The organism is Janthinobacterium sp. GW821-FHT03C08, assembly GCF_059420905.1.
The window spans coordinates 164,514-189,796 of record NZ_JBWKUP010000001.1 but is presented as its reverse complement, the minus strand read 5'-3'; the positions used below and the strand labels follow the sequence as shown (position 1 = coordinate 189,796).

Genomic DNA, 25,283 nt, shown 5'->3' with positions numbered 1-25,283 from the left:
GCCGGCGGGCTGTGCGCGGCAGGAATTTCTTGCCTGCAACTGGGGGCCGCGTCGCCGGTCCGGGGCCGCGACGCGGTAGAATAGACCCCATTGAATTTTGCACGAAACGGTACACAGGATGGAAATGGTAATGCAAGAGGCCGGCGCTCCGGCAGGTTCACCGCAAGCGATGCAGCAGGCCCCGCAAGGGCCGGGATTTGTCCACCTGCGCGTGCACTCGGAGTACTCGATCGTCGACGGCCTGGTGCGCATCGACGACGTGGTGAAGGCGGCGGCCAAGGACAAGCAGGTGGCGCTGGCCGTCACCGACCTGTCCAACCTGTTTGGCATGGTCAAGTTCTACAAGGAAGCGCGCGGCAAGGGCATCAAGCCCATCGTCGGCGTCGACGTGTGGATCACGAATGACGACAACCGCGAAAAACCGTCGCGCCTGCTGCTGCTGGCAAAGAACCGCATGGGCTACCTGCAGCTGTGCGAACTGCTGTCGACGGCCTGGCTGACCAACCAGTACAAGGGCCGCGCCGAACTGCGCATCGAGTGGCTGCAGGCGCTGGCGACGAATACCTATGACCTGTACCCGGGCGAAAGCGCGGCGAATGGCTTGATTGTGCTCTCCGGCGCGCACTTCGGCGATGTCGGCATCGCCATCGAAAATGGCAACCTGGCCCTGGCCGAGCGCAACGCACAGCGCTGGGCCGAGATTTTCCCTGGCCATTTCTATATCGAAATCCAGCGCGGCGGCCAGGCCAACCAGGAAGCGCAGGTGCGCCACGCGGTGGCCCTGGCGGCCAAGCTTGGCTTGCCCGTGGTGGCGACGCACCCCGTGCAATTTATTTCTCCAGAAGAATTCATTGCCCACGAAGCCCGCACCTGTATCGCCGAGGGCGAAATGCTGGCCAATGCCAAGCGGGTGAAGCGCTTCAATGACAGCCAGCGCTTCCTGTCGCAGGCCGACATGGCCGAACTGTTCGCCGACCTGCCGGCCGCGCTGGCCAATTCCGTGGAAATCGCCAAGCGCTGCAACTTGACCTTGACCCTGGGCAAGCCGCAACTGCCGAACTTCCCCACGCCGGACGGCATGACGATCGACCAGTTCCTCGTCGCCGAATCGCAGGCGGGCCTGGAAAAACGATTACTACAGCTGTATCCCGATGCCGAGCGCCGCGAAAAGGAGCGCCCGCGCTACGAGTCGCGCCTGAAGTTCGAGACGGACACGATTTGCAACATGAAATTCCCCGGCTACTTCCTCATCGTGGCCGAATTTATCCAGTGGGCCAAGGAAAACGGCGTGCCCGTCGGCCCGGGCCGCGGTTCCGGCGCCGGTTCGCTGGTGGCGTATTCGCTGCTGATTACGGATCTTGATCCATTGCAATACAACCTGCTGTTCGAACGCTTCCTGAATCCCGAACGCGTCTCGATGCCCGACTTCGATATCGACTTTTGCCAGGAAGGGCGCGACAGAGTCATCCAGCACGTCAAGGATTTGTACGGCAAGGAGGCCGTCTCGCAGATCGCCACCTTCGGTACCATGGCGGCCAAGGGCGCCATCCGCGACGTGGGCCGCGTGATGGACTTCGGCTACAACTTCTGCGACGGCATTTCCAAGCTGATCCCGTTCAAGCCGGGCAAGCCCGTGTCGATCGCCGACGCCATCGAAGAAGAGCCGCTGCTCAAGGAACGCCTGGAAAACGAGGAAGAGGTCAAGCAGCTGCTGGACCTGGCGCAGCAGGTCGAAGGCATCACGCGCAATATCGGCATGCACGCGGGGGGCGTGCTGATCGCCCCGGGCAAGCTGACGGATTTCTGCCCGCTGTACACGCAGGGCGGCGACTCGGGCGTCGTGTCGCAGTACGACAAGGATGACGTGGAAGCCGTCGGCCTCGTGAAGTTCGACTTCCTGGGCTTGACGACGCTGACGATTCTCGACCGCGCCGTGCGCTACATCAAGCAGCTTGATCCTGCGCAAGCGAACTTCGACCTGGCGACCTTGCCGCTGAACGACAAGCCGTCCTACGACCTGCTGACCAAGGCCAAGACCGTGGCCGTGTTCCAGCTGGAGTCGCGCGGCATGCAGGGCATGCTGAAAGACGCGCGTCCCGACCGCTTCGAAGACATTATCGCGCTCGTGGCGCTGTACCGTCCGGGTCCGATGGACCTGATTCCCGATTTCTGCAAGCGCAAGCACGGCGAACGTTTCGATTATCCCGATCCGCGCACGGAATCGATTCTGTCCGAAACCTACGGCATCATGGTGTACCAGGAGCAGGTGATGCAGATGGCGCAGATCGTCGGCGGCTACTCGCTGGGCGGCGCCGACATGCTGCGCCGCGCCATGGGTAAAAAGAAGGCCGAAGAGATGGCGGAGCACCGCGAGATCTTCCGCGCCGGTGCCGCAAAGGACGGCTTGACGGCGGAAAAGGCCGACGAGATCTTCGACTTGATGGAAAAGTTCGCCGGCTACGGTTTCAACAAATCGCACGCCGCCGCCTACGCCTTGCTGTCGTATCACACGGCCTATTTGAAAGCGCACCACACGGCCGCCTTCATGGCCGCCAACTTGTCGCTGGCCATGGACGACACGGACAAGATCAAGATCCTGGTGGAAGACTCGCTGGAAATCTGCAAGCTGACCTTGTTGCCGCCGGATATCAACGAATCGGACTACCGCTTCACGCCGAGCGGTGCGCCGCCATCCGTCAGCGGTAAGAAAGTCACGCAGATCCGCTATGGCCTGGGCGCCGTGAAGGGGTCCGGCCAGAATGCCATCGAAGCCATCATCGCCGCGCGCGAGGCGGGCGGGCCGTTCACGAGCCTGTTCGATTTCTGCAAGCGTGTTGATAAAAAGCAAATCAACCGCCGCACCATCGAATCCCTGATCCGCAGCGGCGCCTTCGACTGCCTGAAGGTCGACCGCGCCATCCTGCTCGCGTCCGTGGCCTTCGCCATGGAGTGCGCCGACCAGGCGGCCAAGGCGGCCAACCAGGTAAGCCTGTTTGGCGGCGACGACAGCGACATGGTGGCGCCGCCCGAGTACGTCAAGGTGCCCGTGTGGACGGACAAGCAGCGTTTGACGGAAGAAAAGATCGCCCTGGGCTTCTACCTGTCCGGCCATTTGTTCGATTCGTATGCGCCCGAGGCGCGCCGTTTTGCCCGCACGAAACTGTCGGAACTGTCGCCATCGCGCGAGCCGCGCATGATGGCCGGCGTCATCACGGGCTTGCGCACGCAGATGACGCAGCGCGGCAAGATCCTCATCGTCACCCTGGACGACAAGAGCGGCACGGTGGAAGTGACGGTGTATGGCGAATTGTTCGAGGCCAACAAGAAAATCTTCAAGGAAGATGAATTCCTCGCCGTCGTGGGCAAGGTGTCGGAAGACCGCTTTTCCGGCGGCCTGCGCATCACGGCCGAGAGCGCATTCGACATCATCGCCGCGCGGGTGCAGTATGGCCGCCAGCTGGGCCTGACCCTGCCCACGACGCTGGACATGAAACGCATCAGCGATGTCATCATGCCGCACCGGGCCGAGGATGGCTTGCCGATCGCCGCCAAGGTCAGTCCGCAGGGCGTCAGCTGCGTGCTGCAGTTTGGCGACGCGTGGAGGGTGGCGCCATCGGATGAATTGCAGACGGCACTCGAGCAGGTGCTGGGCGCGCAGGAGGTGGCGGTCGAATACTGACCGGCTTCGCCCGCGCATGGATCAAAGCCAAACCGCAGACATGCTGGTTTGGCTTTTTTCGTTTACATGTCTTTCAGGCCCGTGATCGCATAGCCCTTGGCGGCGATCTGCTGGTGCGGCTGTTCGATATGGTAGTCGGGCAAGATTTCGGCATCGTCGGCCACTTCACTGGCGCGCACTTCGAGTTGCCAGTCGGTATTGGTCACTTCTTCCGGAATGAGCTTTCCTTCCGGCACGGCGAGGTAGGAAAAAATGCCGTCGTGCTCGGCCCGGCGGTAGATATCTACACGCATGTATGCCTCCTAGTAAGCGTTGGGGGAACCGGCGCACGGGACGTGCTGTCCGATAGCGCTAGCGTAACAGGATTGTGGGACGGGCGGGTTTCAGGCGTGTGCTGCAGGGGGAAACGGGGCGGTGCGGAAGTGGTGGCTGGCGATGACGCGGGGGCGGGGCGTCGTGTGCTTGCCGGGGGACGTCAGGCGATGGCGGAAGCGTAGTCGTCCTCGAGATCGGGCGACTGGCGCAGATCGTTGGCGGCTGGCGTGGCGTTGGCCATGGCGACCTGGGCCGGGTTGCGATGGGCGTCGAGGCCGCTACGCAGGCTGCTGATCATTGCCAGCGTCAATTCATGGCGCTTGCGCGCTTCCGAGCGTTTTTTCGAGGGAATGTCTTCCATGGCGGGCAAGGGCAGGTTTTCGCATGGCAAATCAAAATCGCCATCCGGGCGTGCCTGCGCACCCAGTTCTTGCCAAAGGGTATTGTAATCGGCGAACAAACGGCCTTTCTTGGCGGAATGGTGCACGGTACGGTTGGCGTTGCCTACCAGAATCATGTTGCGGCAGCCATGCTCATGCCCCAGCTGGCGCACGAGGCGCACCATCAGGGCCTTGGGACGCATGCCATGCAGGTCGCGCGTGGCGTCGCGCACGCGGCGCAAGCCTTCCGCGCCCCGCGGACCCTGGAGGCAGCCGATGCCCACGCCCATGCTGGCGCGGGCGCGGGAACCGAAGAAGGTGAAGGCCACGGAATAGATCACGTCATTGCCGTGCGCCAGTTGCAGGACCATCTCGCCTTCGCGGTCCATCGGTTGCAGCGAGCACAGCTGCAGATGGTAGGGCGCGCCCGATTTTCCCGCTACCGTCCCCAGCCGTACTGGCGCATGGGCCGCCTGGGCCATCAGCTTGCCCCAGCCTTGCTGCAGGATGAAATGATAGTGTTCGACCAGCAAGGTGACGCGCTGTTGGCAAGACAGGTTTTTGCTCAGGTAATGGCGGTAGATTTTGTGCATCAGGCGGGGATACGCTTGCAGCAGATCCGCAAAAACGGGATGGGAATTGAGCAGTTGCAGCCAGATGCGCGTCTGCCGCTGCTGCAGGCGGGCCCGCAGCTGCAGCTTGAGCAGCTCACGCACGCGGGAGAAGCCGGGGGACATGTTGGTGAGGCCAGCATGCAGGGTAATTGCTTGTGTCATCAGGCACTTTCCAAGGTGAGTGAGGATGAGGGGAGGGCCGGCATCGGATGCAGGCGGTAATGGCTCAGGCTGGAGGCGGCCCGCTCATGCCGTCCGTGTCGGCCAGCAACACGGTGGCGCAGCGCGTGGCGCGCGCCAGCTTGCGCGCCAGGGTGCCGGAAAAGCGGCGCTGCCACGGGCTGTGCTTGAGGGCAGGCAGGACGATTTCATGGCAACCCAGCAATTCAGCCGTGTCGAGTATCGTGAAGAGCAGTTCGCCAGCGAAAATGTGGGTGCTGAAGGCAATATGCGAACGGCTCAGGTACAGACCTGCCTCGTGCATCATCTGCTGCGTTGCCGGGTCCAGCGTATCGCCGTCGCCAGCGCTCTGCTGCGGCACGCCGTCCGCGGGCTGGAGCGGTGCGGGCGTCACGTGCAGCAGGCGAACGCCCACCTTGATGCCCCATTCCTGCAAGCGTTTGGCGTAGCGGGCACCGTAGATGATGTCGCTGGCGTGCTTGACGGGCAGCAATAGCAGCAAGGTATCCTGGCTGCAGGCGACCGCGGCGCTGTCTGGGGCGCGGTGGCGTTGCGGGGCAGGGCGCGATGCATGCATGGGCGTGCTGGTCATGGGAGGGAAAACCGTGCCATCTTATCTACGCCGCTTGTCCGTGTAAATTCGCGAAACAGCGTACGGGTTTCCCTTATGCCGGCCTGTCTTTAATAGCGGTAAGTGACGTACACCGCACCGATCGGGGCCGTCTTGCGCTGCACGATGGGGCTCTTGGCCGCGTCGCCCATGCGGCGTTCGACGCCGACGAGGGTGTTGACGGCCCAGCTGGCGTCGATGCGGTGTTCCCAGCTCACGGTGGCCTGGGCTTCGTAGAAGCCGCCCTTCGGCGTGTATTGCTTGAACGAGGTATTTGCCGCCTGCTGCGCCGTCACGCCATACATGGTCTGCACGTATTTGCGCTCGCCCCAGCCCAGTTGGCCGCCGATGGACACGCTGTCCTGCTGCATGCCCCGCGCATCAGCCCGGCCGTAGATCTGGCCGCTGGCGCCGAAATGCACGTTCGCGCCATTTTCGCGGTTCGACAGGGGAATGTCGCTGGTGACGCTCAGCGACAGGCCGGGCAGTGGGGCATAGCCGGCGCTCAGCAGGGCGCTGGCATTGCCCTTGACTTCGCCCATGCCCTTCAGGAAATCGCTGCCGCCCCAGCCATTGATGCCCTTGCGCTTGTGGTCTTCGCGGTTGCCGCGGTAGCCCAGGGCCGCGCTGTAGCTGAAGGGGCCGGCCTGGCCGCCGTAGCCGATGCCGCGCGAGGTGCTGATGAACAGGCCGTTGGCCATGGCATAGTCGGCAATGATCAGCGGCGAGGCGGACAGCTTGTCGGAGCCGGAATAGCTGGAAATGGCGGCGACGCCGCCGCCGATGGTGAAGACATTGCCCGAGGCGGGGTCGGCGGCTGCGGCGGCCAGCGGGTTGAGAGTCAGGCCGCAGGCGAGGGCCAGCGAGGTCAGCAGGGTTGTGGGTGTGTGCATGGCTTTTCCGTCAGGTGGAGAACCGAGTCCGGAGTGGCTCGATTGACTGCCGACAGTATCGGCCTGTGCCATGAAGGAAAAATGAGCCTTTTATTAAGATTGCATGAAGAAGCCGTCTTTACCCATTCTTCAGCTTGCGGTGGTTTAATAGTGTGCATGAAAATACTGCTGATAGAAGACGATATGGACCTGGGCAATGGCGTGCGCATCGCCCTGCGCGACCAGGGCATGCAGGTGGTCTGGGTACGCAGCCTGGAAGATGCGGCGCGCAGCATCGAGCACGACAGTTGTGAACTGGTGCTGCTGGACCTGGGCCTGCCCGATGGCGACGGCCTCGACTTGCTGGCCCGCTTGCGCGCGGCGCGCCTGCCCGTGCTCATCCTCAGCGCCCGCGATACGCTGGAACAGCGCCTGCGGGGCCTCGATGGCGGCGCCGATGACTATCTGGTGAAGCCGTTCGTGCTGGCCGAGCTGCTCTCGCGCGTGCGTGCCCTGGCGCGCCGCAGCTACGGCTTCGATGGCGACACCATCGAGCTGCGCGGCCTGCTGCTGCAGGTGCCCACGCGCCGGGTCAGCGTGCACGGCCGTCCCGTGGAACTGACGGCCAGCGAATATGCCTTGCTGAAAACCCTGCTGATGCGCGCCAACCGGGTCATCACGCGTCGCGTGCTGGAAGAGCATATCCTGCCTGGCGGCCTGGCCAATGCCAGCAATACCTTGGACGTGCACATGGGTAATTTGCGCCGCAAGATAGGCGAAGGCTATATCCGCACCGTGCGCGGCGTCGGCTACGTGATCGACCAGCAGGGCGAGGCGTCAGCCCAGCCGGGACCTGGCGCATGATGGGGCGTTTCTGGGCCATGCTGCGCCGGCCCACGCTGGTGCGCCGCCTGATGATGGCGCAGATGCTGATGCTGAGCATATTGTGGAGCCTGGCCGTGGCGTATGTGCTGTTCGAGGGCACGGGCGAAGCGAGCACCGTGAGCCGCGGCGTCCTGCACGCCATTATCAGCGTGACGGACAACCTGGCTGAGCAGCCGCAGCGCCAGGAGCAAAGCCTGCGCGCCATCGATGAAGCCCTGCGCGAGGAATTCGAAACGGGACAGGTGCCGGAACTGGCGCCGCGCATCCTGGTCTGGCGCGAGGGCAAGCTGGTCTACAAGTCGCCCGATGCGCCCAGCGGCATCCGCAGCGCCGGTCCCGAGCAGATGGAAGTGATCTATATCAAGGGCCAGGCCTGGCGCAGCCGCAGCCTGGCCGAAGGAAGCACGCGCGTGACGGTGCTGGAAGTGGGCGGGGCCTGGCAATTCTTTATTACGATCAACTCACGCGGCTATTACCTGCTGCCACTGCTGATCAGCCTGCCATTCCTGCTGTTGCCCGCCTGGCTGTCGATCCGCCTGGCCATGCGGCCGTGGCGCAAGGTGGCGCAGGAAGTGGCGTCGCGGGGACCGCAGGACCTGCGCCCGCTGGCGTTCAAGCCGCCGCACGGCGAGCTGGCGGCGCTGGTCGACAACATCAATGCGCTGCTGCAGCGCGTCGATGCCAGCGCGGCGCGCGAACGCAGCTTCATCGCCGATGCCACGCATGAATTGCGCACGCCGCTGGCGGCCATGCGCGTAAATGTCGAAGCCTTGCAGGGCCAGACGCACGATCCGCGCCAGCAGGAGTTGCTGGATGGAATCTTGAACAGTGGCAATCGCGCCGCGCGCCTGGTGGGGCAGTTGCTGCAACTGACGCGCAACGAGGTGCAGGCGGAGGCGGGCGAGCGCCAGCCGCAGGTACTGGACGTCTTGCTGCAGGACCGGCTGGCCGCCCTGTCCGGCCTGGCGCAGGGCGGCGATATCGAACTGGAATTGCAGGCCAGCGTGTCCCTGTGCGTGCCGGGCCAGCGCGAGAGCCTCGTCTCGCTGATCGACAACCTGGTGGAAAACGCCATCAAGTACAGCCCGCGCGGCAGCAGCGTGACGGTGTCGCTGCATGCGGAACGGGGCCAGGCGGTGCTGCACGTGGCGGATCAGGGGCCGGGGATCGCGCCGGCTCTGTACGAGCGCGTCTTCGACCGTTTCTTCCGCGCCCCGCAGCAGGGACAGCCAGGCAGCGGCCTGGGCCTGTCCATCGTCGCCTCGGTGGTACGCCAGCATGGCGGCTCGATTAAGTTGCATCGAGGCAACGGCGGCGTGGGCTTGCTGGTGGAAGTGCGGCTGCCGCTGGCACCGGGCGGCTAGCCCCGGCAGAGGGGTGTGAGTGTTGCATGAAGAGCATCATGTGTGCATATAGCGCAATACGTCATGGCGTGGCGCGCGCCTGCGATGCATAATGCGGAACAGTCAGAAAACACCGTACATGCGACCATCCCTCTCTTCCTACCTGCAGTATCCCGCCTTCGTCGGCCTGTACCTCCTGTTCGACTGGGCCACGTACATCGATCCGATGTACGGGCTGAACATCACCCCGTGGAATCCCGACCCTTCGCTGGGCCTGGTCTTCTGGCTGATTCACGGCCGCAAGGCCGCCTTGCCCTGGTTTATTGCCCTGCTGGCCGGCGAAGTGTTCGTGCGCGGCATGCCGGCGGGTCTGCCGCTGACCCTGCTGTGTTCGGCGTGGCTGGTGCTGGGCTATGGCGGCATCGGCGCGGCCCTGCGCCGCGGATTCACCAGCAGCGACATCTTCGACAACCGGCGCCGCCTGAGCAGCTGGGTCGCCATCGTGCTGCTGGGCACGATGTTCAATGCGCTGGGCTATATTTCGCTGCTGTCGCTGACAGGACGCATCCCGGCCGGCGAATGGGCCACGGCAGCGTTGCGTTTTGGCATAGGCGACACGGTCGGCATCGTCGTGTCGATGCCGCTGATCTGGGTGCTGGTTAGCGAGCGGGGGCGCGAGCGCTTGCGCTCGGCCGTCTGGCGCTGGGAAACCCTGGCGTATCTGGCCCTGGCCAGCTTCGTGCTGTGGAGCGTGTTCGGTTCCATCGTGCGCTCCGAGTACAAGCATTTCTACTTCCTGTTTCTCCCTGTGATCTGGGCCGCGTCGCGCCAGGGCTTGTATGGCGCCGTGGTGGCCGTATTTGTGCTGCAGCTGTGCATCATTACCCTGGTGAAATGGTCGCATGCGGTGAATATCCAGTTTTATGAGTTGCAGCTGCTCGATGCCGTGCTGGCGCTGGTAGGCTTTTTTATCGGCATCGTCGTCGATGAAATGCGCCAGGTGGCCGATGAACTCAAGCATACGATGCGCCTGGCGGCGGCCGGCGAGATGGCCGCCGCCCTGGCGCATGAGCTGAACCAGCCGCTGACGGCCCTGTCGACCTATGGCAAGGCGTGCGAATACCTGCTGGAGCGGGGCGAGAGCGGGGCCTTGCTGCAAAGCGCCATCGGCCATATGATCGTCGAATCGGGGCGTGCCGCCGAAGTGGTGCGCCGCCTGCGCGATTTCTTCCGCACGGGCGCGATGCAGCTCGAGGCGGTGGAGGCGGGCGTCTTGATCGACGGCATGGCGCGCCAGTTTACGCCGCTGTTCCATGAACATGGCATCGAACTGGTGCTGGCGCCGCCATCGCCCCTGGCCGTCAACGCCGACCGCCTGCAGATCGAATTGGTGTTGCGTAACCTGCTGGCCAATGCCCAGGATGCAGTGCTGGGCCAGCCGCGCGGCCAGCGGCGCATCACGGTGTCGGCCGAGCAGCTGGAAGGGGGGCGGCTGCGGCTGTCCGTGGAAGACAGCGGCCCCGGCATCTCGAATAGCCTGGCGGCGCGCCTGTTCGAGCCCTTCGTGTCTTCCAAGGCCAGTGGCCTGGGGCTGGGGCTGGTGCTCAGCCGTGCCATTGTCGAGGCGCATGGCGGCCAGCTGTGGGCCGAAGTGGGCCAGCATGGCATTTTTCGTTTTGTCCTGCCCCTGGCGCGCGCCAGTGCGGCCGCAACAGGAGAGTCTGGTGACAAGTAATCTGACCGTGTTTATCGTCGACGACGACCCGGCCGTGCGCGATGCGCTGGGCTTGCTGCTGGGCGTGCGCGGCTATCGTACGGCCCTGTTTGCCTGTGGCGAGGATTTCCTGCATGGCTGGCGCCGCGAGTGGGCCGGCTGCCTGCTGATCGATATCCGCATGTCGGGCATGGATGGCTTGAGCCTGCAAGCGCGCCTGCAGGAGCTGGGCTGCCTGTTGCCAGTCATCATCATCACGGGCCACGGCGACGTGGCGCTGGCGCGCCAGGCGTTCAAGGCGCAGGCCAGCGATTTCCTGGAAAAGCCGTTTGACCATGACAAGCTGCTGGCGGCCATCGATGAAGCATTCTCGCGCGAGGCGCATGCCCGCGGCCAGCTGATGCGCCAGGTGGAGGGACAGGCCCTGCTGCGCGCCCTGACGCCGCGCGAGCGGGAGGTGATGCAGCTGGTGGTGACGGGCCAGCACAACCGGGATATCGCGCCGGCGCTGGGGATTTCCGTGCGGACGGTGGAGGTGCACAAGGCCCGGCTGATGGACAAGCTGGGCGTCGACAACGTGGCCGACCTGGTGCGCATCAGCATGCTGGGCGGCACGTAAGCAGTGTCGCGCTGGCTAGGCGATCGCCTTCAATACTTGCTCGACTGAAATAGCCTTGACCCAGTCGCTGCGCCGCGCCACCGTGATGACGGTGCTGTTGTCGCTGTCGAAGGGGGCCCATTCCGGGTTCTTCTTGCGCATCAGCGCCACCACGGGCACATGCACGGCATTCGCCAGGTGCATGATCGATGTTTCCACTGAAATGATCAGGTCGCATTGCGCCAACATGGCCGGCAGCTGGAAAAAGTTGTCGACGGCACTGAAGGCTTGCGTGCGCGGTAATTTGTGGGCCTGCACCACGGCATTGACCTTGGCCAGTTCCTGCGGCATGGCATTGATCAGGAAACAGGCATTTGCCCACTTCGGCATTTTTTGCATGCGCGCGATCAGTTCGGCAATGCGCTCGAGCGGCCAGCCGCGCTTGTGCGACTTGGCGAATGGGTTCAACAGGACGAGGGGACCCTGGCGCGGCGTAAAGTTCCAGGCGGCCAATTGCTCCTGCGCCTGCTGCAAGGCCTGCTCGGGAATGTGCACGAACGGGTAGCGCTCGGCGACAGGAATGTCGAGACCCGTCAATTGGTGGAACCAGTCCGCATAGACGCTGCTGATGTGGTGCTCGCCCGCATCCTGTCCCGCATATGACGCCAGTACGGCGTCGATCTTGCGGTAGGCCAGGTAATGCCAGGGGCGCAGCGGGCTGAACGGCTTGCGCGTGCCGATCACCAGCCCGTCGGGGCTGATGGCGCGGGCCAGGTCCGCATACTGCTGCGGCCGCACGTGGGCCAGCGACACGACGACCGGATAGTGTTCCGCCCTGGCTTCGCGCAGTGACTCTTCGTAGAGTGCCGGACTGTAGGTCTTGCGGTACACCTTGGCGAACAGGCCCGATTGCTCGACCCAGTCGTACAGCGAATAGTTACGCAAGCCTTCCCACTGCGTGGCATCGGAGGTGCGGCGGACTTCATCGATCCACAGGTGGACCTTGATGTGCGGGTAGGCCCTGGCAAAGGCGCGGAAGCCGTTTTGCAAGTAAGTAAAGTCACCCAGTGCCAGGTGGGCGATAAAGAGAATCTTGTCCGACTTTTGCAGAAGTTCGGGGGGAATCAAAGGCGTCATGTATCAGTACGGTTTCAGGTATGCATTCGATGTGGCTGGCCACTCGGCGGGAAAATGCCAGACAATACAACAGGCATGCACGCCATGCGCATCGCCTTGTTGTCCGTGATTGCCGCTTTTTAGTATTTTCCCGTGTGACAATACCATGATACAGTGCGGCCGCTCAATTGTTGATAAACAATCGCAGTCGGCAATGCGTTGTCGCGCGACCCGGGCGTGTCAGCTGCGGCGTTCTTGATGACGCAGTTGTGCCCACAGCATGACCATGGGGAAGACCAGCATGAAGATGCCGATGTTCAGGGTCAGTGAACTGGTCGTCAGTCCAAAGATCGGATAGCAGGTGCATAGCACCACGCCGGAGAGGGCAAATGGACGGGATTCGGCATTGCCGCGATTCAATGCTTTCACAAACAGGCTCAGTGGCAGGAAAAACAACAGCAGCAACGTCGCCACGCCGGTCAGGCCACGCTTGACCAGGGCGTCGATGTAATCGTTGTGCGCATTGGTGTGCTTGAGGATGTTTTTGTCCATCTCGCCTTCGTTCGCCAGCAGTTGTTTTGCCGCCAGATAGCCATTGGTGCCCAGGCCGAACCAAACGTGTTCGGTCGACAATTCCAGCGCCGTGCGCCACATTTCAATGCGCTGGCCGAGCGACGTCGTAACGTTGTCGCTTTGCTGGAATTTCTGCAGATCATCGACAGCGAACGCAACGCGCGCTCGCACCGGGGACTCGGGCAAGGCGTAGGCGAGGACAGAAAGCCCCAAAAAGGCCGCCAGCACGGCGGCAATATAGTGCTTGCCGCGCCCTTGGGTGTAATGAAAGGCGAAGAGACAGACGCAGACGGGCAGGACCAGCCAGCCGCCGCGGCTGCCGCTGACGATGGAGCCGATCAGGCCAGCCACGCTGCCGGCGATCAGCAGCAGCGTCCAGGCACCGCGATGACGTTGCTGGCGTGCCCAGCCCAGCCCGCACAGGGACAGCATGCCCAGCAAGATGCTGACGTTACCGTAGTGAATGGCATTGCTGGTGGCTGCCTGCGGACGTTCCATGTGCTGAACGCAGAATTGCCATACGGCCAGCGCCGCGCCGGCTATGGCACCGATGGGGATGCCGGCCCACCAGGCGGCTGGGCGCGGCGGATAGGCCAGCAGCAGCAGCAGTACGGGGACGGCCAGCAGGGCGCGTGAAGGCATGTCGAGCTCGCGCGTCTGGTCGCCGTGGTACAGCATGTTGAGGGTATAGATGCAGAAATATCCGAGCAGGGTGGCAATGATCAGATAGTCATGACGTTGCAAGTTCAGTCGGGGGCGTTTCCAGATCAGTACCATGCTGGCCAAAACCATTATCAGGGCACCCAACGAATAGCCGCTGGTCACCGCCAATGACAGGGCGAAGAAAAGAAAAACGCAAACAGTGGTCAGGCCGAGCATGAGTATCCTTGGGTAACGCGCGCCAACACCAGTGTGATAACTGTGGCAATATAATGTACGCGTCATTGTAATCGAAGGTCGTTGCGAAATACGCCGGCGATTAGTTTGTTTTTTGATACTACTTGACCCTTCCCAAGGGCAAAACAAAAAAAACCATGGTTTTCAGCCATGGTTTTTTTGTAAGCAATGGTAACTATTGCTGTTTCATTGCATGAAAATCAAGCGTTCTGCGTGTTCAGGCGCTGGCCGGCACGCGCGTGGCCACGCCGGTGGCAATCGCCGCTTGCGATACGGCCGGCGCAACCCAGCTGCGCAGGCGCTCGTCGAATGGCGACGGAATCAGCTGCAGCGGCGTCAGGGCGCTGGTGGTGTGGCCCGGCAATGGTTCTTTCGCCAGTGCGGCGATGGCGCGCACGCAGGCCAGCTTCATTTCCTCGTTGATGGTGGTGGCGCCCACGTCGAGCGCGCCGCGGAAGATGTACGGGAAGCACAGCACGTTGTTGATCTGGTTCGGGTAGTCCGAGCGGCCCGTGGCGACGATGGCGTCGTCGCGCACGGCGTGCACTTTCTCCGGGGCAATTTCCGGATGCGGATTGGCCAGGGCGAAGATCAAAGGCTTGGCGGCCATCGATTCGACCATCTGCGCGCTCACCACGCCGCCCTTCGAGACGCCGATGAAGATGTCGGCGCCGACCATGGCGTCGGCCAGGTCGCGGTCGCTCGTGTCGTTCGCGTAGCGCGCCTTGTTCTCTTCCATGCTGGCGTCGCGGCCCGGATAGATCACGCCCTGGCTGTCGCAGACCTTCAGAAGGGACTTGTTCAGACCCAGCGAGACGAGCAGGTCCAGGCAGGCGATCGAGGCCGCGCCCGCGCCCGAGACGGCCACTTTCACGTTGCCGATGTCTTTGCCCACCAGTTCCAGGCCGTTCAGGATGCCGGCCGCGACGATGATGGCCGTGCCGTGCTGGTCGTCATGGAAGACGGGAATGTTCATGCGCTTGCGCAATTGCTGTTCGATGTAGAAGCAGTCGGGCGCCTTGATGTCTTCCAGGTTGATGCCGCCGAAGGTCGGCTCCATGCGTACCACGGTGTCGATGAACAGGTCGGGGTCGTTTTCGGCCAGTTCGATGTCGAACACGTCGACGTCGGCGAACTGCTTGAACAGGCAGGCCTTGCCTTCCATCACCGGTTTGCTGGCCAGCGGGCCGATGTCGCCCAGGCCCAGCACGGCGGTGCCATTGGTGATCACGGCCACCAGGTTGCTGCGCGAGGTGTAGGTGCCGGCCGTGCGCGGATCTTCCACGATGGCTTCGCAGGCAAAGGCCACGCCGGGCGAGTACGCCAGGGTCAGGGCGCGGGCGTCGCCCAGCGGTTTGGTGGGCGTGACGGAAATCTTGCCTGCGCGGGGCTGCGCGTGATAGGCGAGGGCGGCTTCTTTCAGGTTGAAGGTTTCGCCGTTCGGTTCGGCGTGCTTGCTGTGGGAAGTAGACATAGGAATTCTGGGAGGGGCAACCAGGCCCGAGTGGTAAGTCCGAGCCATGGTATGCAAGCGTTTGCACGCTGTCAAGGCTCTATTTGTGACAATTCCATGAAAACCGCTTTGGAACGTGGGAGAAATTCAATGCAAGCGTTTGCTCGGTTTTTGACGAAAAGGGATTTTTTTGCGATAAAATCACGGTATTGCAATCCGGGAAGCCCATGACAAACAAGAACCCCACCTTAAGCGACGTCGCGCGGGCCAGCGGCGTGCATTTTTCCACCGTCTCGCGCGTGATGAATCCGGCAACGCGGCAAATGGTCAGTGCCGAGGTGGCGGCACGCGTGCTGGCCGAGGCCAGCCGGCTCGGCTACCGTCCCAACCGCGCCGCCTCCACCCTGGTCACGCGCAAGTCGCGCATCATCGGCGTGGTCTTGCCCGATATTACCAACGCCGTTTTCCCGCCCATCCTGCTGGGCATCGAGGAAGGCTTGCGCAAGCATGGCTACCTGGCCATCGTCGCCAACGTGGGGGCCGACGAGGAAGAGCAGTTGTTTGTCATCAACCGCCTGCTGGGGCAGCAGGTGGACGGCCTGATCCTGGCCACGGCGCGCCGCGACGATCCCGTCATCAAGATGTGCATCGACCAGAACGTGCCCGTCGTGACCGTCAACCGCAGCGACGAGACGGGCGTCGCTTCCTGCGTCGTCAGCGACGACGTGGTGGGCATGCGCCTGGCCGTCGAACACTTGCTGGCGCTGGGTCACCGGCACATCGCCCACATCGCGGGGCCGGAAAACCTGTCGACGGGCCACGTGCGCCGCCTGGGCTTCCTGGCCGCCATCCAGGCCAGTGAACTCGACCCGTCGCAAGCATTCGTCTTCGAAAGCAGCGGCTATTCGCGCGAATGCGGCAAGGCGGCCCTGCTGGAACTGCTGCGCCAGTCGCCGCAGACGACGGCCGTGGTGGCCGGCAGCGACCTGGTGGCCATCGGCTGCTACGATGCCATCCGCGAGCTGGGATTAAGTTGCCCTGAAGATATTTCTGTCGTGGGACACAATGACATGCCGTATATGGACATGATCCGTCCGCCCTTGAGCACCATCCGCATCCGCCACCATGGCATCGGCACGGAAGCGGCCCGCCTGATCCTGCAAACCATCGATTCTCCCGACACGGCAGTGCTGGATGTGCGGCTCAAGCCGGAACTGGTGGTGCGCGAATCGACGGCGCCTCCCCGCAGCTGACGGCGCCCGGGACCCGGCCGCGCCAAGGTGGTACACTGGCGCCCCTCATTGTTTCTCTTGCCCTCTATCGCCATGACTAAAACCAACACGCCTACACCCAAACGCCGCGAAGAGGGCGTCGCCAAGCTGACCGTCAATCCCTTCCTGGACGCTGAATTTTATGCGCGCATGCGCGATTACACGGAACGCGACGCGGCCATCATCAAGGAATTGAAGGCGATCGCCGAGATTCGCGCCGGCAACAAGCAGCCTGATCCCCGCCTGGCGCCCTCGCTGGCTGCCTTGCGCAGCACCGTCAAGAAAGGCCTGACGTTTGGCGACATGCTGGACCGTATTGCCGCTGGCAAGGAAAAGGGCCTGTGGGAGCCGTGGATGACGACCTTCGGCATCGAGATCCGCGCCGTCAACTATGGCGCCGGTCCGCGTAATGCCTGCCTGGTGCTGGACCTGGCCGCCAATGCTCCCGCGCACGCCATGTTTGCCAAGGCCGGCATCCAGAATTGGCGCAGCCTGGCCGCCGACGATTGTTCCGTCGTGCGCTCGGAAAAAGCGACCGAGACGTCGCCCTTGAAAGTGTATGCCGTGTTCTACCTGGACCCGCTGCCTGCCTGATTGGGTCGCCTTACGGGCGCTGCTGGCAACATTCGCCAGCAGCGCCGCCGCCAGCAAGATCAGCATGATGCCGGACAGGCGTTCCAGCCCCGGCAGGGCGCGCGCAAAGCGCTGCCGCAGCGTCGCGTTGCCAATCGCCAGCGCCACCGCCATATCCCACGCCAGCACGGCGCATACCATCCATACCCCGTAGAACAGCACCCAGCCGCCGCCCGGCTGCCGGCTGGCGACGGCCGATGCCAGGCTGACATAGAACAGCGCATTCTTCGGATTTAATATCGCCGAGAGAAATCCCATGCCCATGCCGGCGCGCCAATGCGCCTTGCCTGTGGCCGGTAGCGCTTCCAGCGTGCTCTTGCCCGCATGGCGTAAAAACAGCCAGCCCAGGTACAGCAGGTAGGCGCAGCCGGCCAGCTGCACGGCGATAAACAGGGCGCTGCCCGGGCGCAGCACGGCCACGCCGCCGAACGCCGCCACGATGAACACGCCATTGGCCAGCGTGATGCCGAGACAGGCGCCCACCGCCCCGCGCCAGCCCTGCGCCAGCGCGCTGCGGGCGACGAGGAAAAAGTCGGGGCCTGGGGACAGCAGGGCGAGAAAATGGGCGATGGCGACGAGGAGAAAATCCTGCATGAGGCGCGGCTCCGGTAAGGGCGATGCGCGAGTATGCGAGGAACGCCGCCCCCGTGTATTGAAGAATATTGCAGCCGTGCTAGCGGCGATAGCGCCCCGGCGTGATGCCCGCATGGGCCTTGAAGACGCGCTGCAGATGGCTCTGGTCGGCAAAGCCCAGCTCGCAGGCGATATCGGCCAGGGCGCTGCCCGCCTGCAAGCCGTCGCGCGCGCGGTTCACGCCCAGGTTCAGCTGATACGCATGCGGCGTCATGCCGGTGGCGGCGCGGAAGGTTCTGATCAATTGAAAGCGGCTCATGCCGGCCAGGCGGGACAGCTGTTCCAGGCTCGCCAGCGGCTGCGCCTGCAGCGCCTGCAGCACCGATTGCAACTGCGCGGGGATGCGGGCGGCGGCGGAGGGCAGGGTGCATGCCTCGCCGGCGCCGGCGCAGGCATGCAGGAAGGCCAGCAGCGCTGCCTGCTTGTCCGCCGCGGGGGCGCCCGAGAACAGCAGCGCATTCATGCTGCAGAACTGCGCGTACAGTGCGGGAGAATGCAGCACCGTGGCGTTATCCGTGCGCAACCGCGGCACCTGGCCTTGCAGCCAATGCGCGTCGAGGTGCAGCATCTGGTAGCTCCAGTGCGCGCCGGACAGGGGATTGCAGGCGTGTACGCAGCCGGCCGGCACCAGCACCAGGCTGCCGGGACTGAGTGCGCTCTGGCGGCCATGGCTGCCTGTAAAAACGCTGCCGCCCGCGTCGACGGCGCCGATGGAATACGAGGGATGGCTGTGCGGCTTGTAACACGCGCGGCTGCGGCAGGCGCGCCGGCTCTCCACGTGGGGGAGCAACGGATCGCGCCAGAAGGCGGTATCGCCCGGCATGGCTACATCAAAATCACGTCGTACTGCTCCTGGTGGTAGGCGTTCTCCACCTGCAGCGAGATTTTCTTGCCGATGAAGTCGCCCAGCATGGCCAGGTGCTGCGATTCTTCTTCCAGGAATAAATCCACGACTTCCTGCGAGGCGAGGATGCGGAATTCGCGCGGGTTGAACTGCTTGGCTTCGCGCAGCAGTTCGCGCAGGATTTCATAGCAGATCGTGCGCGAGGTCTTGACCTGGCCCTTGCCGGCGCAGGCGGGGCACGGTTCGCACAGGATGTGCGCCAGCGATTCGCGCGTGCGCTTGCGCGTCATTTCCACCAGGCCCAGGGGCGAGAAATTGCTCACCGAAACCTTGGTGCGGTCGCGCGACAGCGTGCGTTTCAGCTCGGCCAGCACGGCGTTGCGGTGCTCGGCATTGTCCATGTCGATGAAGTCGAGGATGATGATGCCGCCCAAATTGCGCAGGCGCAGCTGGCGCGCGATGGCATGCGCCGCTTCCAGGTTGGTCTTGAAAATCGTGTCGGCAAAATTGCGCCCGCCGACAAAGCCGCCCGTGTTGACGTCGATGGTGGTCATCGCTTCCGTCTGGTCGACGATCAGGTAGCCGCCCGATTTCAGGTCCACGCGGCGGCCCAGGGCGCGCAGGATCTCTTCTTCCACGCCGTACAGGTCGAACAGGGGGCGCTCGCCCGTGTAGTGCTGCAGGCGCGTCAGTTCGCTGGGGGTGTAGATTTCCGCAAATTCGCGCAATTTGACATAGTTTTCGCGCGAGTCGACCTGGATGGTGGCCGTTTCATCGCCGACGAAGTCGCGCAGCACGCGCTGGGCCAGGCTCAGGTCCTGGTGCAGCAGGCTGGTGGCGGGACGCGTGCGCGCGCCGTGCGTGATGGTGCTCCAGGTCTTGCGCAGGTAATCGACGTCGGCCTTCAGGTCCGCGTCGGATGCGTCTTCGGCCATGGTGCGCACGATGTAGCCGCCCTTTTCATCGGGCGGCAGCAGGCTTTGCAGGCGCACGCGCAATTGCTCGCGTTCCGCTTCCTTTTCGATTTTCTGCGAGATGCCGATGTGCTTGTCCTGCGGCAGGTACACCAGCATGCGCCCGGCGATGGAAATCTGCGTCGACAGGCGCGCGCCCTTGGTGCCGATCGGGTCCTTGATCACTTGCACCGTCAGCACCTGGCCGTCAAACAGGATTTTCTCGATGGGGGCGGGCGTGGCGTTCTGGCCGTCGTGGCCGCGCGCTTCCCATATGTCGGCCACGTGCAGGAAGGCGGCCCGTTCCAGGCCGATGTCGATGAAGGCCGACTGCATGCCCGGCAACACCCGCACCACTTTGCCGGAATACACATTGCCGGCCAGGCCGCGCGTGAGCGTGCGCTCGATGTGCAATTCCTGTACGGCGCCCTGCAGGATGAGGGCGACGCGCGTTTCTTGCGGCGTGATATTGATCAGGATGTCTTCGTTCATGGAGGCGCGGGAGTGGAGGCAACGAATGACATCATACCCGGGATCAGGGCAGGGGCAAACCTGCCAGCCTTAGCAACTGTGCAGTTTCGTACAGGGGCAGGCCCATGATGCCGGAATGGCTGCCTTCGATATGTTCGACGAACAGCGCGGCGCTGCCCTGGATGCCGTAGGCGCCGGCCTTGTCGTACGGTTCCGGCGTGGCGCAATACGCGGCGATGGAGGCGGGCGAGAGCACGCCGAAGCGCACCTGCGAGATCTGCGTGCGCTGTTCGGCGAAATCCTTGTAGTGCACGGCGATCGACGTGAGCACCTGGTGCGTGCGGCCCGACAGCTGCTGCAGCATGGCCACGGCCTCGGCGCGGTCGGCCGGCTTGCCGAGGATGACGCCGTCGATGCTGACGGTGGTGTCGGCCGCCAGCACGGGCCGCGGGGTCAGGTGGCGGCGGCGCACCAGGTCCCAGGCGAAGGCGGCTTTTTCATTCGCCACGCGCGCGACGTAATCGAGCGCCGACTCGCCAGGGAGGACTTCCTCGGTGACGTCGGCGCCGCGCGGCCCTTCGCTGCGCAGCAGCAGCAATTCGAAATCGATGCCGATCTGGCGCAGCAGTTCGCGCCGGCGCGGGCTCTTTGAGGCGAGATAAATCTTGTTATCGGCCGGTTTCATGGCGGGAGTTCAGACGCGGTGATAGGGATGGTTTTGCGTGATCGACCAGGCGCGGTACAGTTGCTCGGCGAGGATCACGCGCACCACGCCGTGCGGCAGGGTCATGCTGGAGATGCGCAGCATGCCTTCGGCACGGGCCTTGAGTTGCGGATCGAGGCCGTCGGCGCCGCCGATCAGGAAGGCCGTGTCGCGGCCATCCTGCTGCCACGCCATCAACTGCTGCGACAGGCCGACGCTGGTCAGGTCCTTGCCGCGTTCGTCGAGGGCGATGATGCGCACGCCCTTGGGCAGGACGGCTTCGATGCGTTCGCGTTCCAGCGCCATCGCCGTGGCGGCGGTCTTGCTGCCGGAACGTTCCACCGGCTTGATTTCCTTCAGCACGATGCGCAATTCCGGCGGCATGCGCTTCGCGTATTCCGCGAAGCCCGTCTCTATCCAGGCCGGCATTTTATGGCCGACCGCAGCGATGATGAGCTGCATCGAGGCTTACGCTTCGACTTTTTTGATACGCTTGATCACGGTTTTTGCCGGTGCCGCATCGGCTGCCGGCTTGGCCGCGCGTGGGGCGCGTACTTTTTTCTCCGGCAGGGCTTTCAAGGCTTTGACGGCGGCCGTTTCGGTCTTGGTTGGCGCGACTTTCACGGTCTTGCCGACGGCTTTGGACGCGGTGGCTTTTTTCGCCGGGGCTTTCTTGGCGGCGGTGGTGGCCGCAGCTTTCTTGGCCGGCGCCTTTTTCTCGATCACGGGCGTCGCTTCCACGTTGGCCTTGCTTGCCGCCAGGTGGCCGCTGACCTTTTTCGGCTCGTCGCCGGCGGCTTTTTTCGGCGCGCGCTTGGCGGCACCCAGCTTGACCGGCTTGTCGCCCCAGATTTCTTCCAGGCGGTAGTAGGCGCGGATAGGCGCCTGCATGATGTGGACGATCATGTCGCCCAGGTCGACCAGCACCCACTCACCGGTGTCCTCGCCTTCCATGCCGATGATTTCGCCGCCGGCGTCCTTCACCTTGTCGCGCACCGAGGCGGCCAGCGCCTTGGTCTGACGGTTCGAGGTGCCGGAGACGATCGCGATGCGGTCGAACAGGCTGGTCAGGTGTACCGTGTCGAAGACAGCGATGTCTTGGCCTTTGACGTCTTCAAGGGCGTCAACGACGAGGGTTTGCAGTTTTTTGATGTCCATTTAGCTTTTGTATAAATTATGTTGTTCAATATAGTCTAGCACTAGCGGGGAAACAAGCGGGTTTGCCCGATCCCCCCGTTGTAATGCCGCACGTATTTCGGTGGCGGAGATATCCACCGCGAAGTCCTGTGCCAGATAAGTCAGACCGTGCGGCGTGTTGCGGATGCTTTCCAGTGACCCCAGGCGGCGCGAAAATTCGTCGGCGACCACTCGTGGCACTGCTGTGTCATTCAGCGCGAAGCCGGGGCGGGCCGCGACGCAGATATGCGCGTATTCAAATAGTTGCTGCCATTCGCGCCAGGTGGCGAGCCGCTGCAGCTGGTCGGCGCCCATCAGGAAAGCGATGGACGCGCGCGGCCCCAGTTCGGCGCGTACCTGGCGCAAGGTATCGATGGTGTAGCTGGCCTGGCCATGCTCGCTGCGCGCGATTTCCTGGCGGTCGATCACCACCGGCAGCGGCAGGCCGGCGAAGGCCAGGCTGGCCATGTCGGCGCGCTGCGGGCCGCTGGCGCCAAGATTGCCTTTTTGCCATGGTGCGCCGGCCGGAATCACGCGCAGTTCGTCGGCGCACAGCAGGCTGGAAAAAAGCGTGCCCAGCGCGACATGCCCCATGTGCACCGGATCGTAGCTGCCGCCCAGCAGCGCCACGCATGGAGCATTGCGCGCTGTGCTTCCCGCCGTACTACCTGTCACGCCTGCAGCCAGTCGCGGTGCACGAGGAAGTCAGTATACAACGCCGCTTCGGGGCTGCCCGCTTCCGGGTGCCAGTCGTAGCGCCATTTGACCACGGGCGGCATCGACATCAGGATCGCCTCGGTGCGTCCGCCCGACTGCAGGCCGAACAGGGTGCCGCGGTCGAATACCAGGTTGAACTCGACATAGCGCCCGCGCCGGTAGCACTGGAAATCGCGTTCGCGTTCGCCGTAGGGCGTGTCCTTGCGGCGTGCCAGGATCGGCACATAGGCGTCGATGAAGGCGTCGCCGGTGCTGCGCATCATGGCAAAACTGTCGTCGAAGCCCAGGGCGTTGAAGTCGTCGAAGAAGATGCCGCCGGCTCCGCGCGCTTCGCGCCGGTGCTTCAGGTAAAAATAATCGTCGCACCACTGCTTGAACTTCGGATGCAGCTCTTCGCCAAACGGCGCCAGCGCGTCATGGCACACCTGGTGGAAGTGCTTCACGTCGTCCGCGTCGCCATAATATGGCGTCAGGTCCATGCCGCCGCCGAACCACCATACGGGTTCGCCACCGGCATTCACCGTGGTGAAAAAGCGCACATTCATGTGCACCGTAGGCGCATACGGATTACGCGGATGCAGCACCAGCGACACGCCCATCGCCTCCCACGCCTTGCCGCCCAGTTCAGGGCGCGCGGCCGCTGCCGATGGCGGCAATGCGGCGCCGGTGACGTGCGAAAAATTCACGCCGCCCCGCTCGAATACGTTGCCTTCCTCGATCAGCCGGGAAATGCCGCCGCCGCCTTCGGGACGCTGCCAGGTATCGGTGAGGAACGGCTTGCCGTCCTGCGCTTCGAGCGCCTGCACGATACGGCTTTGCAAATCGAGCAAATAGGCCTTGACGGCCGAAGGAGAGGGAGTTGACGACATCGCGTGGGCCGACGAGGCCGAAATAAAAAAGTAAGGACGGATTGTACCCTGTTACGCGTTTTTGTGATAGGCCAGCGCTTGCGCTGTGGTTTTGACTCTGGCCGCGGGGGCTGCCGGCGGCCAGTCCTCGCCGGCCTCCTTCACAGCATGCGCAGCTGTTTCAGCACGGGGAGCTTGTCGCGCAAGAATGCGTCAATGGCACCATCGAGCAGCAGCTGGTGCGCCTGATCGTCGGCACATGCGGCACCGTCCTTGAGCAGCCTGCGCCCGCAGCGCGCCATGGCGTCGGCGGCCTGCGCCTGCAGGTGCGCCAATTCCGGCTGTCCGCGGTCCTGGGTCAGCAGGGAAAACAGCAGCCGGTCGATGAATTCCGTTTCGATGCCGCTGCCCGTCAGTGGGCAGCACAAGGTGCGGTAGTCGTCGCCATAGCGCAGTTGCGCGGCGATGGCCTGGTTCAGGCGGTGCGCCGTGATGCCGCCACTGTCGGCCTGCGCCTCGCCCCTGAAATACATGACGACCTGGCTGCCGGTGACCAGCATGGCAGCCACTTCCGCCAGGCTTTGCAGGCTCTGTCCCTGCAGGCTTTCCAGTGCTGCCAGCTCCGCCAGGCTATGCGGACGGAGCGCCAGGGCGTCGCAGACGGCGCCGTAGACCTGCTCGTTGCCTGTTATTGTGCCGGCCTTGGTCTGGAAGGTGAAGGCCATCTGCGCGCGCGGCACCAGCATTGCCAGGTGTACGCCGGCCAGGCACTCGGCCTGGCGCACCGCCCCCATGCGGCGCGCGCCGCGCACCAGGACATCCTTGCGGAAGCTGGTGTTCAGAAAATAGTCCTTCATCGTCTCGCGCATGGCGGCGTCGGGCAGCAGATCGATGGTGGCCTGCTGGTCCGCGTTCAAGTACAGCTCGGGAAAGGCGAAAGGCAGGTCGGACGAGCCGGCGAAATCGAGCTTGGCGCGCGCCACATCGCGCATCACGTCGGCGTGGTACAGCGGTTCCCAGTCCTGGTTCAGGTATTCATGCACGCTGTAATGGGGATCGCTGTCGGCAAGCGCATTGAGGCGCGGCGCGAGCGCAGGATTGGCAGTGATGTAGCCGGCCTGTAGGTTCTGCAACTGCTGCACGTAGGCTGCTCCGGCCTGTATCTGCAAGTCGCTGCGGCCGGGGAAGCTGGCGGAAAATTCCAGCAGCAGGCGTTGCAGGGGCAAGGCCGCGCTCCAGCCGGGCATGGCGTTATAGCTGAGCGAAACGATGCCGCCCGGTTTCAGGTAGCGGGCGATGAAATCGACGATATGCTGGCGGTTTTCCGGGCTGACCCAGGTATAGATGCCGTGCAGGGTGATGAAATCGAACTGCGGCAGGCCGGCCACGCAGCCCTGCGCCAGTTCTTCAAAGCTGTTTTCCAGCAGGGTCAGGTTGCCCAGCTGGGCCGTTGCCGCCAGGGCGCGCGCGCCAGCGACATGGGCTGGATTGAAATCGTTGCCATAGAACTGCCCATTCGAATTGGTGGCGGCCAGCACATTGAGTGTCAGGCCACGGCCGAAGCCCAGTTCAAAATAGGTGTAAGGCTGATCCAGCGGCACCGGCTCGACGCCGTTGAGGATGCAGCTGAAATTGAGGTGATGCGGACTCAGGTCGCTGTAAAAGCCGTTGGTGTACTCGATATCCGACACGTATCCTTCATTCCAGGCCATGGTTTCCCTGCGTTGGTGGCAAAACGGCAGTATGCCATCAGTGCCGCCGGCGCGGGGAGGCCGGACGTGTCAAAAGCGTTGAATTAATGCTGC

Annotated in this window: 21 protein-coding genes and 1 pseudogene; 6 read left to right on the top strand and 16 right to left on the bottom strand. The window is 63.6% G+C overall.

The genetic code is table 11. The annotated features are described in order from the left end of the window. The first annotated feature begins 130 nt into the window (after nucleotides 1-130). A complete protein-coding gene (gene dnaE, locus AC07VL_RS00835) occupies nucleotides 131-3,679 on the top strand; it encodes a DNA polymerase III subunit alpha (protein WP_494804181.1) in 3,549 nt (1,182 codons plus the stop codon). 62 nt (nucleotides 3,680-3,741) lie between these two features. Here dnaE and AC07VL_RS00830 read toward each other — a convergent pair whose 3' ends face one another. The 4 genes from AC07VL_RS00830 to AC07VL_RS00815 all read right to left on the bottom strand — a co-directional run bounded on the left by AC07VL_RS00830 (nucleotide 3,742) and on the right by AC07VL_RS00815 (nucleotide 6,671). Beyond that, nucleotides 3,742-3,972: a DUF6139 family protein gene (locus AC07VL_RS00830; protein ID WP_131685369.1), complete on the bottom strand. Its 231-nt coding sequence runs from the start codon at nucleotides 3,970-3,972 to the stop codon at nucleotides 3,742-3,744. 182 nt (nucleotides 3,973-4,154) lie between these two features. After that, on the bottom strand, nucleotides 4,155-5,150 hold the full coding sequence (locus tag AC07VL_RS00825; RefSeq protein WP_494804180.1) for a VirK/YbjX family protein: 996 nt from the start codon (nucleotides 5,148-5,150) through the stop codon (nucleotides 4,155-4,157). Nucleotides 5,151-5,214: 64 nt separating this feature from the next. Beyond that, nucleotides 5,215-5,760: a universal stress protein gene (locus AC07VL_RS00820; RefSeq protein WP_494804179.1), complete on the bottom strand. Its 546-nt coding sequence runs from the start codon at nucleotides 5,758-5,760 to the stop codon at nucleotides 5,215-5,217. An 89-nt stretch (nucleotides 5,761-5,849) separates the two neighbouring features. Beyond that, nucleotides 5,850-6,671: a MipA/OmpV family protein gene (locus AC07VL_RS00815; RefSeq protein WP_494804178.1), complete on the bottom strand. Its 822-nt coding sequence runs from the start codon at nucleotides 6,669-6,671 to the stop codon at nucleotides 5,850-5,852. Nucleotides 6,672-6,827: 156 nt separating this feature from the next. Between AC07VL_RS00815 and AC07VL_RS00810 the strand changes: the two genes are divergently transcribed. The 4 genes from AC07VL_RS00810 to AC07VL_RS00795 all read left to right on the top strand — a co-directional run bounded on the left by AC07VL_RS00810 (nucleotide 6,828) and on the right by AC07VL_RS00795 (nucleotide 11,211). Further along, a complete protein-coding gene (locus tag AC07VL_RS00810) occupies nucleotides 6,828-7,514 on the top strand; it encodes a response regulator (protein WP_290601640.1) in 687 nt (228 codons plus the stop codon). Further along, the gene (locus AC07VL_RS00805; protein ID WP_494804177.1) at nucleotides 7,511-8,899 is read left to right on the top strand and encodes a sensor histidine kinase; all 1,389 of its coding nucleotides are present in this window, start codon (nucleotides 7,511-7,513) and stop codon (nucleotides 8,897-8,899) included. The genes AC07VL_RS00810 and AC07VL_RS00805 overlap by 4 nt, the downstream gene beginning before the upstream one ends. Nucleotides 8,900-9,017: 118 nt before the next feature. After that, on the top strand, nucleotides 9,018-10,613 hold the full coding sequence (locus tag AC07VL_RS00800; protein ID WP_494804176.1) for an ATP-binding protein: 1,596 nt from the start codon (nucleotides 9,018-9,020) through the stop codon (nucleotides 10,611-10,613). Further along, nucleotides 10,603-11,211, top strand: a complete 609-nt coding sequence (locus AC07VL_RS00795) for a response regulator transcription factor (protein ID WP_290601636.1) — start codon at nucleotides 10,603-10,605, stop codon at nucleotides 11,209-11,211. The genes AC07VL_RS00800 and AC07VL_RS00795 overlap by 11 nt, the downstream gene beginning before the upstream one ends. Nucleotides 11,212-11,226: 15 nt before the next feature. Here the strand turns inward: AC07VL_RS00795 and AC07VL_RS00790 are convergent, their stop codons facing one another. The 3 genes and pseudogenes from AC07VL_RS00790 to AC07VL_RS00780 form a co-directional block, all read right to left on the bottom strand. Continuing rightward, nucleotides 11,227-12,327, bottom strand: a complete 1,101-nt coding sequence (locus AC07VL_RS00790) for a glycosyltransferase family 9 protein (RefSeq protein WP_494804175.1) — start codon at nucleotides 12,325-12,327, stop codon at nucleotides 11,227-11,229. A 219-nt stretch (nucleotides 12,328-12,546) separates the two neighbouring features. Beyond that, a complete protein-coding gene (locus AC07VL_RS00785; RefSeq protein WP_494804174.1) occupies nucleotides 12,547-13,758 on the bottom strand; it encodes an O-antigen ligase family protein in 1,212 nt (403 codons plus the stop codon). A gap of 253 nt (nucleotides 13,759-14,011) precedes the next feature. Continuing rightward, a pseudogene (locus AC07VL_RS00780) lies at nucleotides 14,012-15,250 on the bottom strand (malic enzyme-like NAD(P)-binding protein); the annotation flags it as partial. Nucleotides 15,251-15,456: 206 nt separating this feature from the next. Here AC07VL_RS00780 and AC07VL_RS00775 point away from each other — a divergent pair. Beyond that, entirely contained in the window at nucleotides 15,457-16,482 is a 1,026-nt protein-coding gene (locus AC07VL_RS00775) for a LacI family DNA-binding transcriptional regulator (RefSeq protein WP_494804173.1), read from the top strand. Between the two features lie 45 nt (nucleotides 16,483-16,527). On the opposite strand, the gene AC07VL_RS00770 is transcribed toward AC07VL_RS00775, so the two are convergent. From AC07VL_RS00770 to AC07VL_RS00730, 9 genes are all read right to left on the bottom strand, one after another. Then, the gene (locus AC07VL_RS00770) at nucleotides 16,528-17,727 is read right to left on the bottom strand and encodes a LysE family translocator (protein WP_494804172.1); all 1,200 of its coding nucleotides are present in this window, start codon (nucleotides 17,725-17,727) and stop codon (nucleotides 16,528-16,530) included. A gap of 79 nt (nucleotides 17,728-17,806) precedes the next feature. Beyond that, complete coding sequence (locus tag AC07VL_RS00765) at nucleotides 17,807-18,589, bottom strand: AraC family transcriptional regulator (protein ID WP_494804171.1); 783 nt, start codon at nucleotides 18,587-18,589, stop codon at nucleotides 17,807-17,809. Nucleotides 18,590-18,591: 2 nt separating this feature from the next. Further along, nucleotides 18,592-20,055 (bottom strand): ribonuclease G, encoded by a 1,464-nt coding sequence (rng, locus tag AC07VL_RS00760; protein ID WP_034747098.1) that lies wholly within the window; start codon nucleotides 20,053-20,055, stop codon nucleotides 18,592-18,594. Between the two features lie 43 nt (nucleotides 20,056-20,098). Next, a complete protein-coding gene (locus AC07VL_RS00755) occupies nucleotides 20,099-20,719 on the bottom strand; it encodes a Maf family protein (RefSeq protein WP_494804170.1) in 621 nt (206 codons plus the stop codon). 9 nt (nucleotides 20,720-20,728) lie between these two features. Continuing rightward, nucleotides 20,729-21,199 (bottom strand): 23S rRNA (pseudouridine(1915)-N(3))-methyltransferase RlmH, encoded by a 471-nt coding sequence (gene rlmH / locus AC07VL_RS00750; RefSeq protein ID WP_034747108.1) that lies wholly within the window; start codon nucleotides 21,197-21,199, stop codon nucleotides 20,729-20,731. Between the two features lie 6 nt (nucleotides 21,200-21,205). After that, on the bottom strand, nucleotides 21,206-21,895 hold the full coding sequence (gene rsfS, locus AC07VL_RS00745) for a ribosome silencing factor (RefSeq protein WP_494804169.1): 690 nt from the start codon (nucleotides 21,893-21,895) through the stop codon (nucleotides 21,206-21,208). Continuing rightward, entirely contained in the window at nucleotides 21,896-22,543 is a 648-nt protein-coding gene (gene nadD / locus AC07VL_RS00740) for a nicotinate (nicotinamide) nucleotide adenylyltransferase (RefSeq protein WP_494804168.1), read from the bottom strand. A 41-nt stretch (nucleotides 22,544-22,584) separates the two neighbouring features. Continuing rightward, nucleotides 22,585-23,499: an oxygen-dependent coproporphyrinogen oxidase gene (gene hemF / locus AC07VL_RS00735; protein WP_494804167.1), complete on the bottom strand. Its 915-nt coding sequence runs from the start codon at nucleotides 23,497-23,499 to the stop codon at nucleotides 22,585-22,587. A gap of 140 nt (nucleotides 23,500-23,639) precedes the next feature. Continuing rightward, nucleotides 23,640-25,190, bottom strand: a complete 1,551-nt coding sequence (locus tag AC07VL_RS00730; RefSeq protein ID WP_494804166.1) for a class I SAM-dependent methyltransferase — start codon at nucleotides 25,188-25,190, stop codon at nucleotides 23,640-23,642. Nucleotides 25,191-25,283 lie beyond the last annotated feature (93 nt).

Excerpts from the sequence above, each read along its gene's own strand:
- AC07VL_RS00800 (WP_494804176.1), top strand. The coding sequence starts at position 9,018 with ATGCGACCATCCCTCTCTTCCTACCTGCAGTATCCCGCCTTCGTCGGC.
- AC07VL_RS00770 (WP_494804172.1), bottom strand. The coding sequence starts at position 17,727 with ATGCAGGATTTTCTCCTCGTCGCCATCGCCCATTTTCTCGCCCTGCTG.
- hemF (WP_494804167.1), bottom strand. The coding sequence starts at position 23,499 with ATGTCGTCAACTCCCTCTCCTTCGGCCGTCAAGGCCTATTTGCTCGAT.
- rng (WP_034747098.1), bottom strand. The coding sequence starts at position 20,055 with ATGAACGAAGACATCCTGATCAATATCACGCCGCAAGAAACGCGCGTC.
- AC07VL_RS00755 (WP_494804170.1), bottom strand. The coding sequence starts at position 20,719 with ATGAAACCGGCCGATAACAAGATTTATCTCGCCTCAAAGAGCCCGCGC.
- AC07VL_RS00805 (WP_494804177.1), top strand. The coding sequence starts at position 7,511 with ATGATGGGGCGTTTCTGGGCCATGCTGCGCCGGCCCACGCTGGTGCGC.
- AC07VL_RS00730 (WP_494804166.1), bottom strand. The coding sequence starts at position 25,190 with ATGGCCTGGAATGAAGGATACGTGTCGGATATCGAGTACACCAACGGC.
- AC07VL_RS00790 (WP_494804175.1), bottom strand. The coding sequence starts at position 12,327 with ATGACGCCTTTGATTCCCCCCGAACTTCTGCAAAAGTCGGACAAGATT.
- rlmH (WP_034747108.1), bottom strand. The coding sequence starts at position 21,199 with ATGCAGCTCATCATCGCTGCGGTCGGCCATAAAATGCCGGCCTGGATA.
- AC07VL_RS00765 (WP_494804171.1), bottom strand. The coding sequence starts at position 18,589 with ATGCCGGGCGATACCGCCTTCTGGCGCGATCCGTTGCTCCCCCACGTG.
- rsfS (WP_494804169.1), bottom strand. The coding sequence starts at position 21,895 with ATGGACATCAAAAAACTGCAAACCCTCGTCGTTGACGCCCTTGAAGAC.
- AC07VL_RS00820 (WP_494804179.1), bottom strand. The coding sequence starts at position 5,760 with ATGACCAGCACGCCCATGCATGCATCGCGCCCTGCCCCGCAACGCCAC.
- AC07VL_RS00815 (WP_494804178.1), bottom strand. The coding sequence starts at position 6,671 with ATGCACACACCCACAACCCTGCTGACCTCGCTGGCCCTCGCCTGCGGC.
- dnaE (WP_494804181.1), top strand. The coding sequence starts at position 131 with ATGCAAGAGGCCGGCGCTCCGGCAGGTTCACCGCAAGCGATGCAGCAG.
- AC07VL_RS00825 (WP_494804180.1), bottom strand. The coding sequence starts at position 5,150 with ATGACACAAGCAATTACCCTGCATGCTGGCCTCACCAACATGTCCCCC.
- AC07VL_RS00830 (WP_131685369.1), bottom strand. The coding sequence starts at position 3,972 with ATGCGTGTAGATATCTACCGCCGGGCCGAGCACGACGGCATTTTTTCC.
- AC07VL_RS00810 (WP_290601640.1), top strand. The coding sequence starts at position 6,828 with ATGAAAATACTGCTGATAGAAGACGATATGGACCTGGGCAATGGCGTG.
- AC07VL_RS00785 (WP_494804174.1), bottom strand. The coding sequence starts at position 13,758 with ATGCTCGGCCTGACCACTGTTTGCGTTTTTCTTTTCTTCGCCCTGTCA.
- AC07VL_RS00775 (WP_494804173.1), top strand. The coding sequence starts at position 15,457 with ATGACAAACAAGAACCCCACCTTAAGCGACGTCGCGCGGGCCAGCGGC.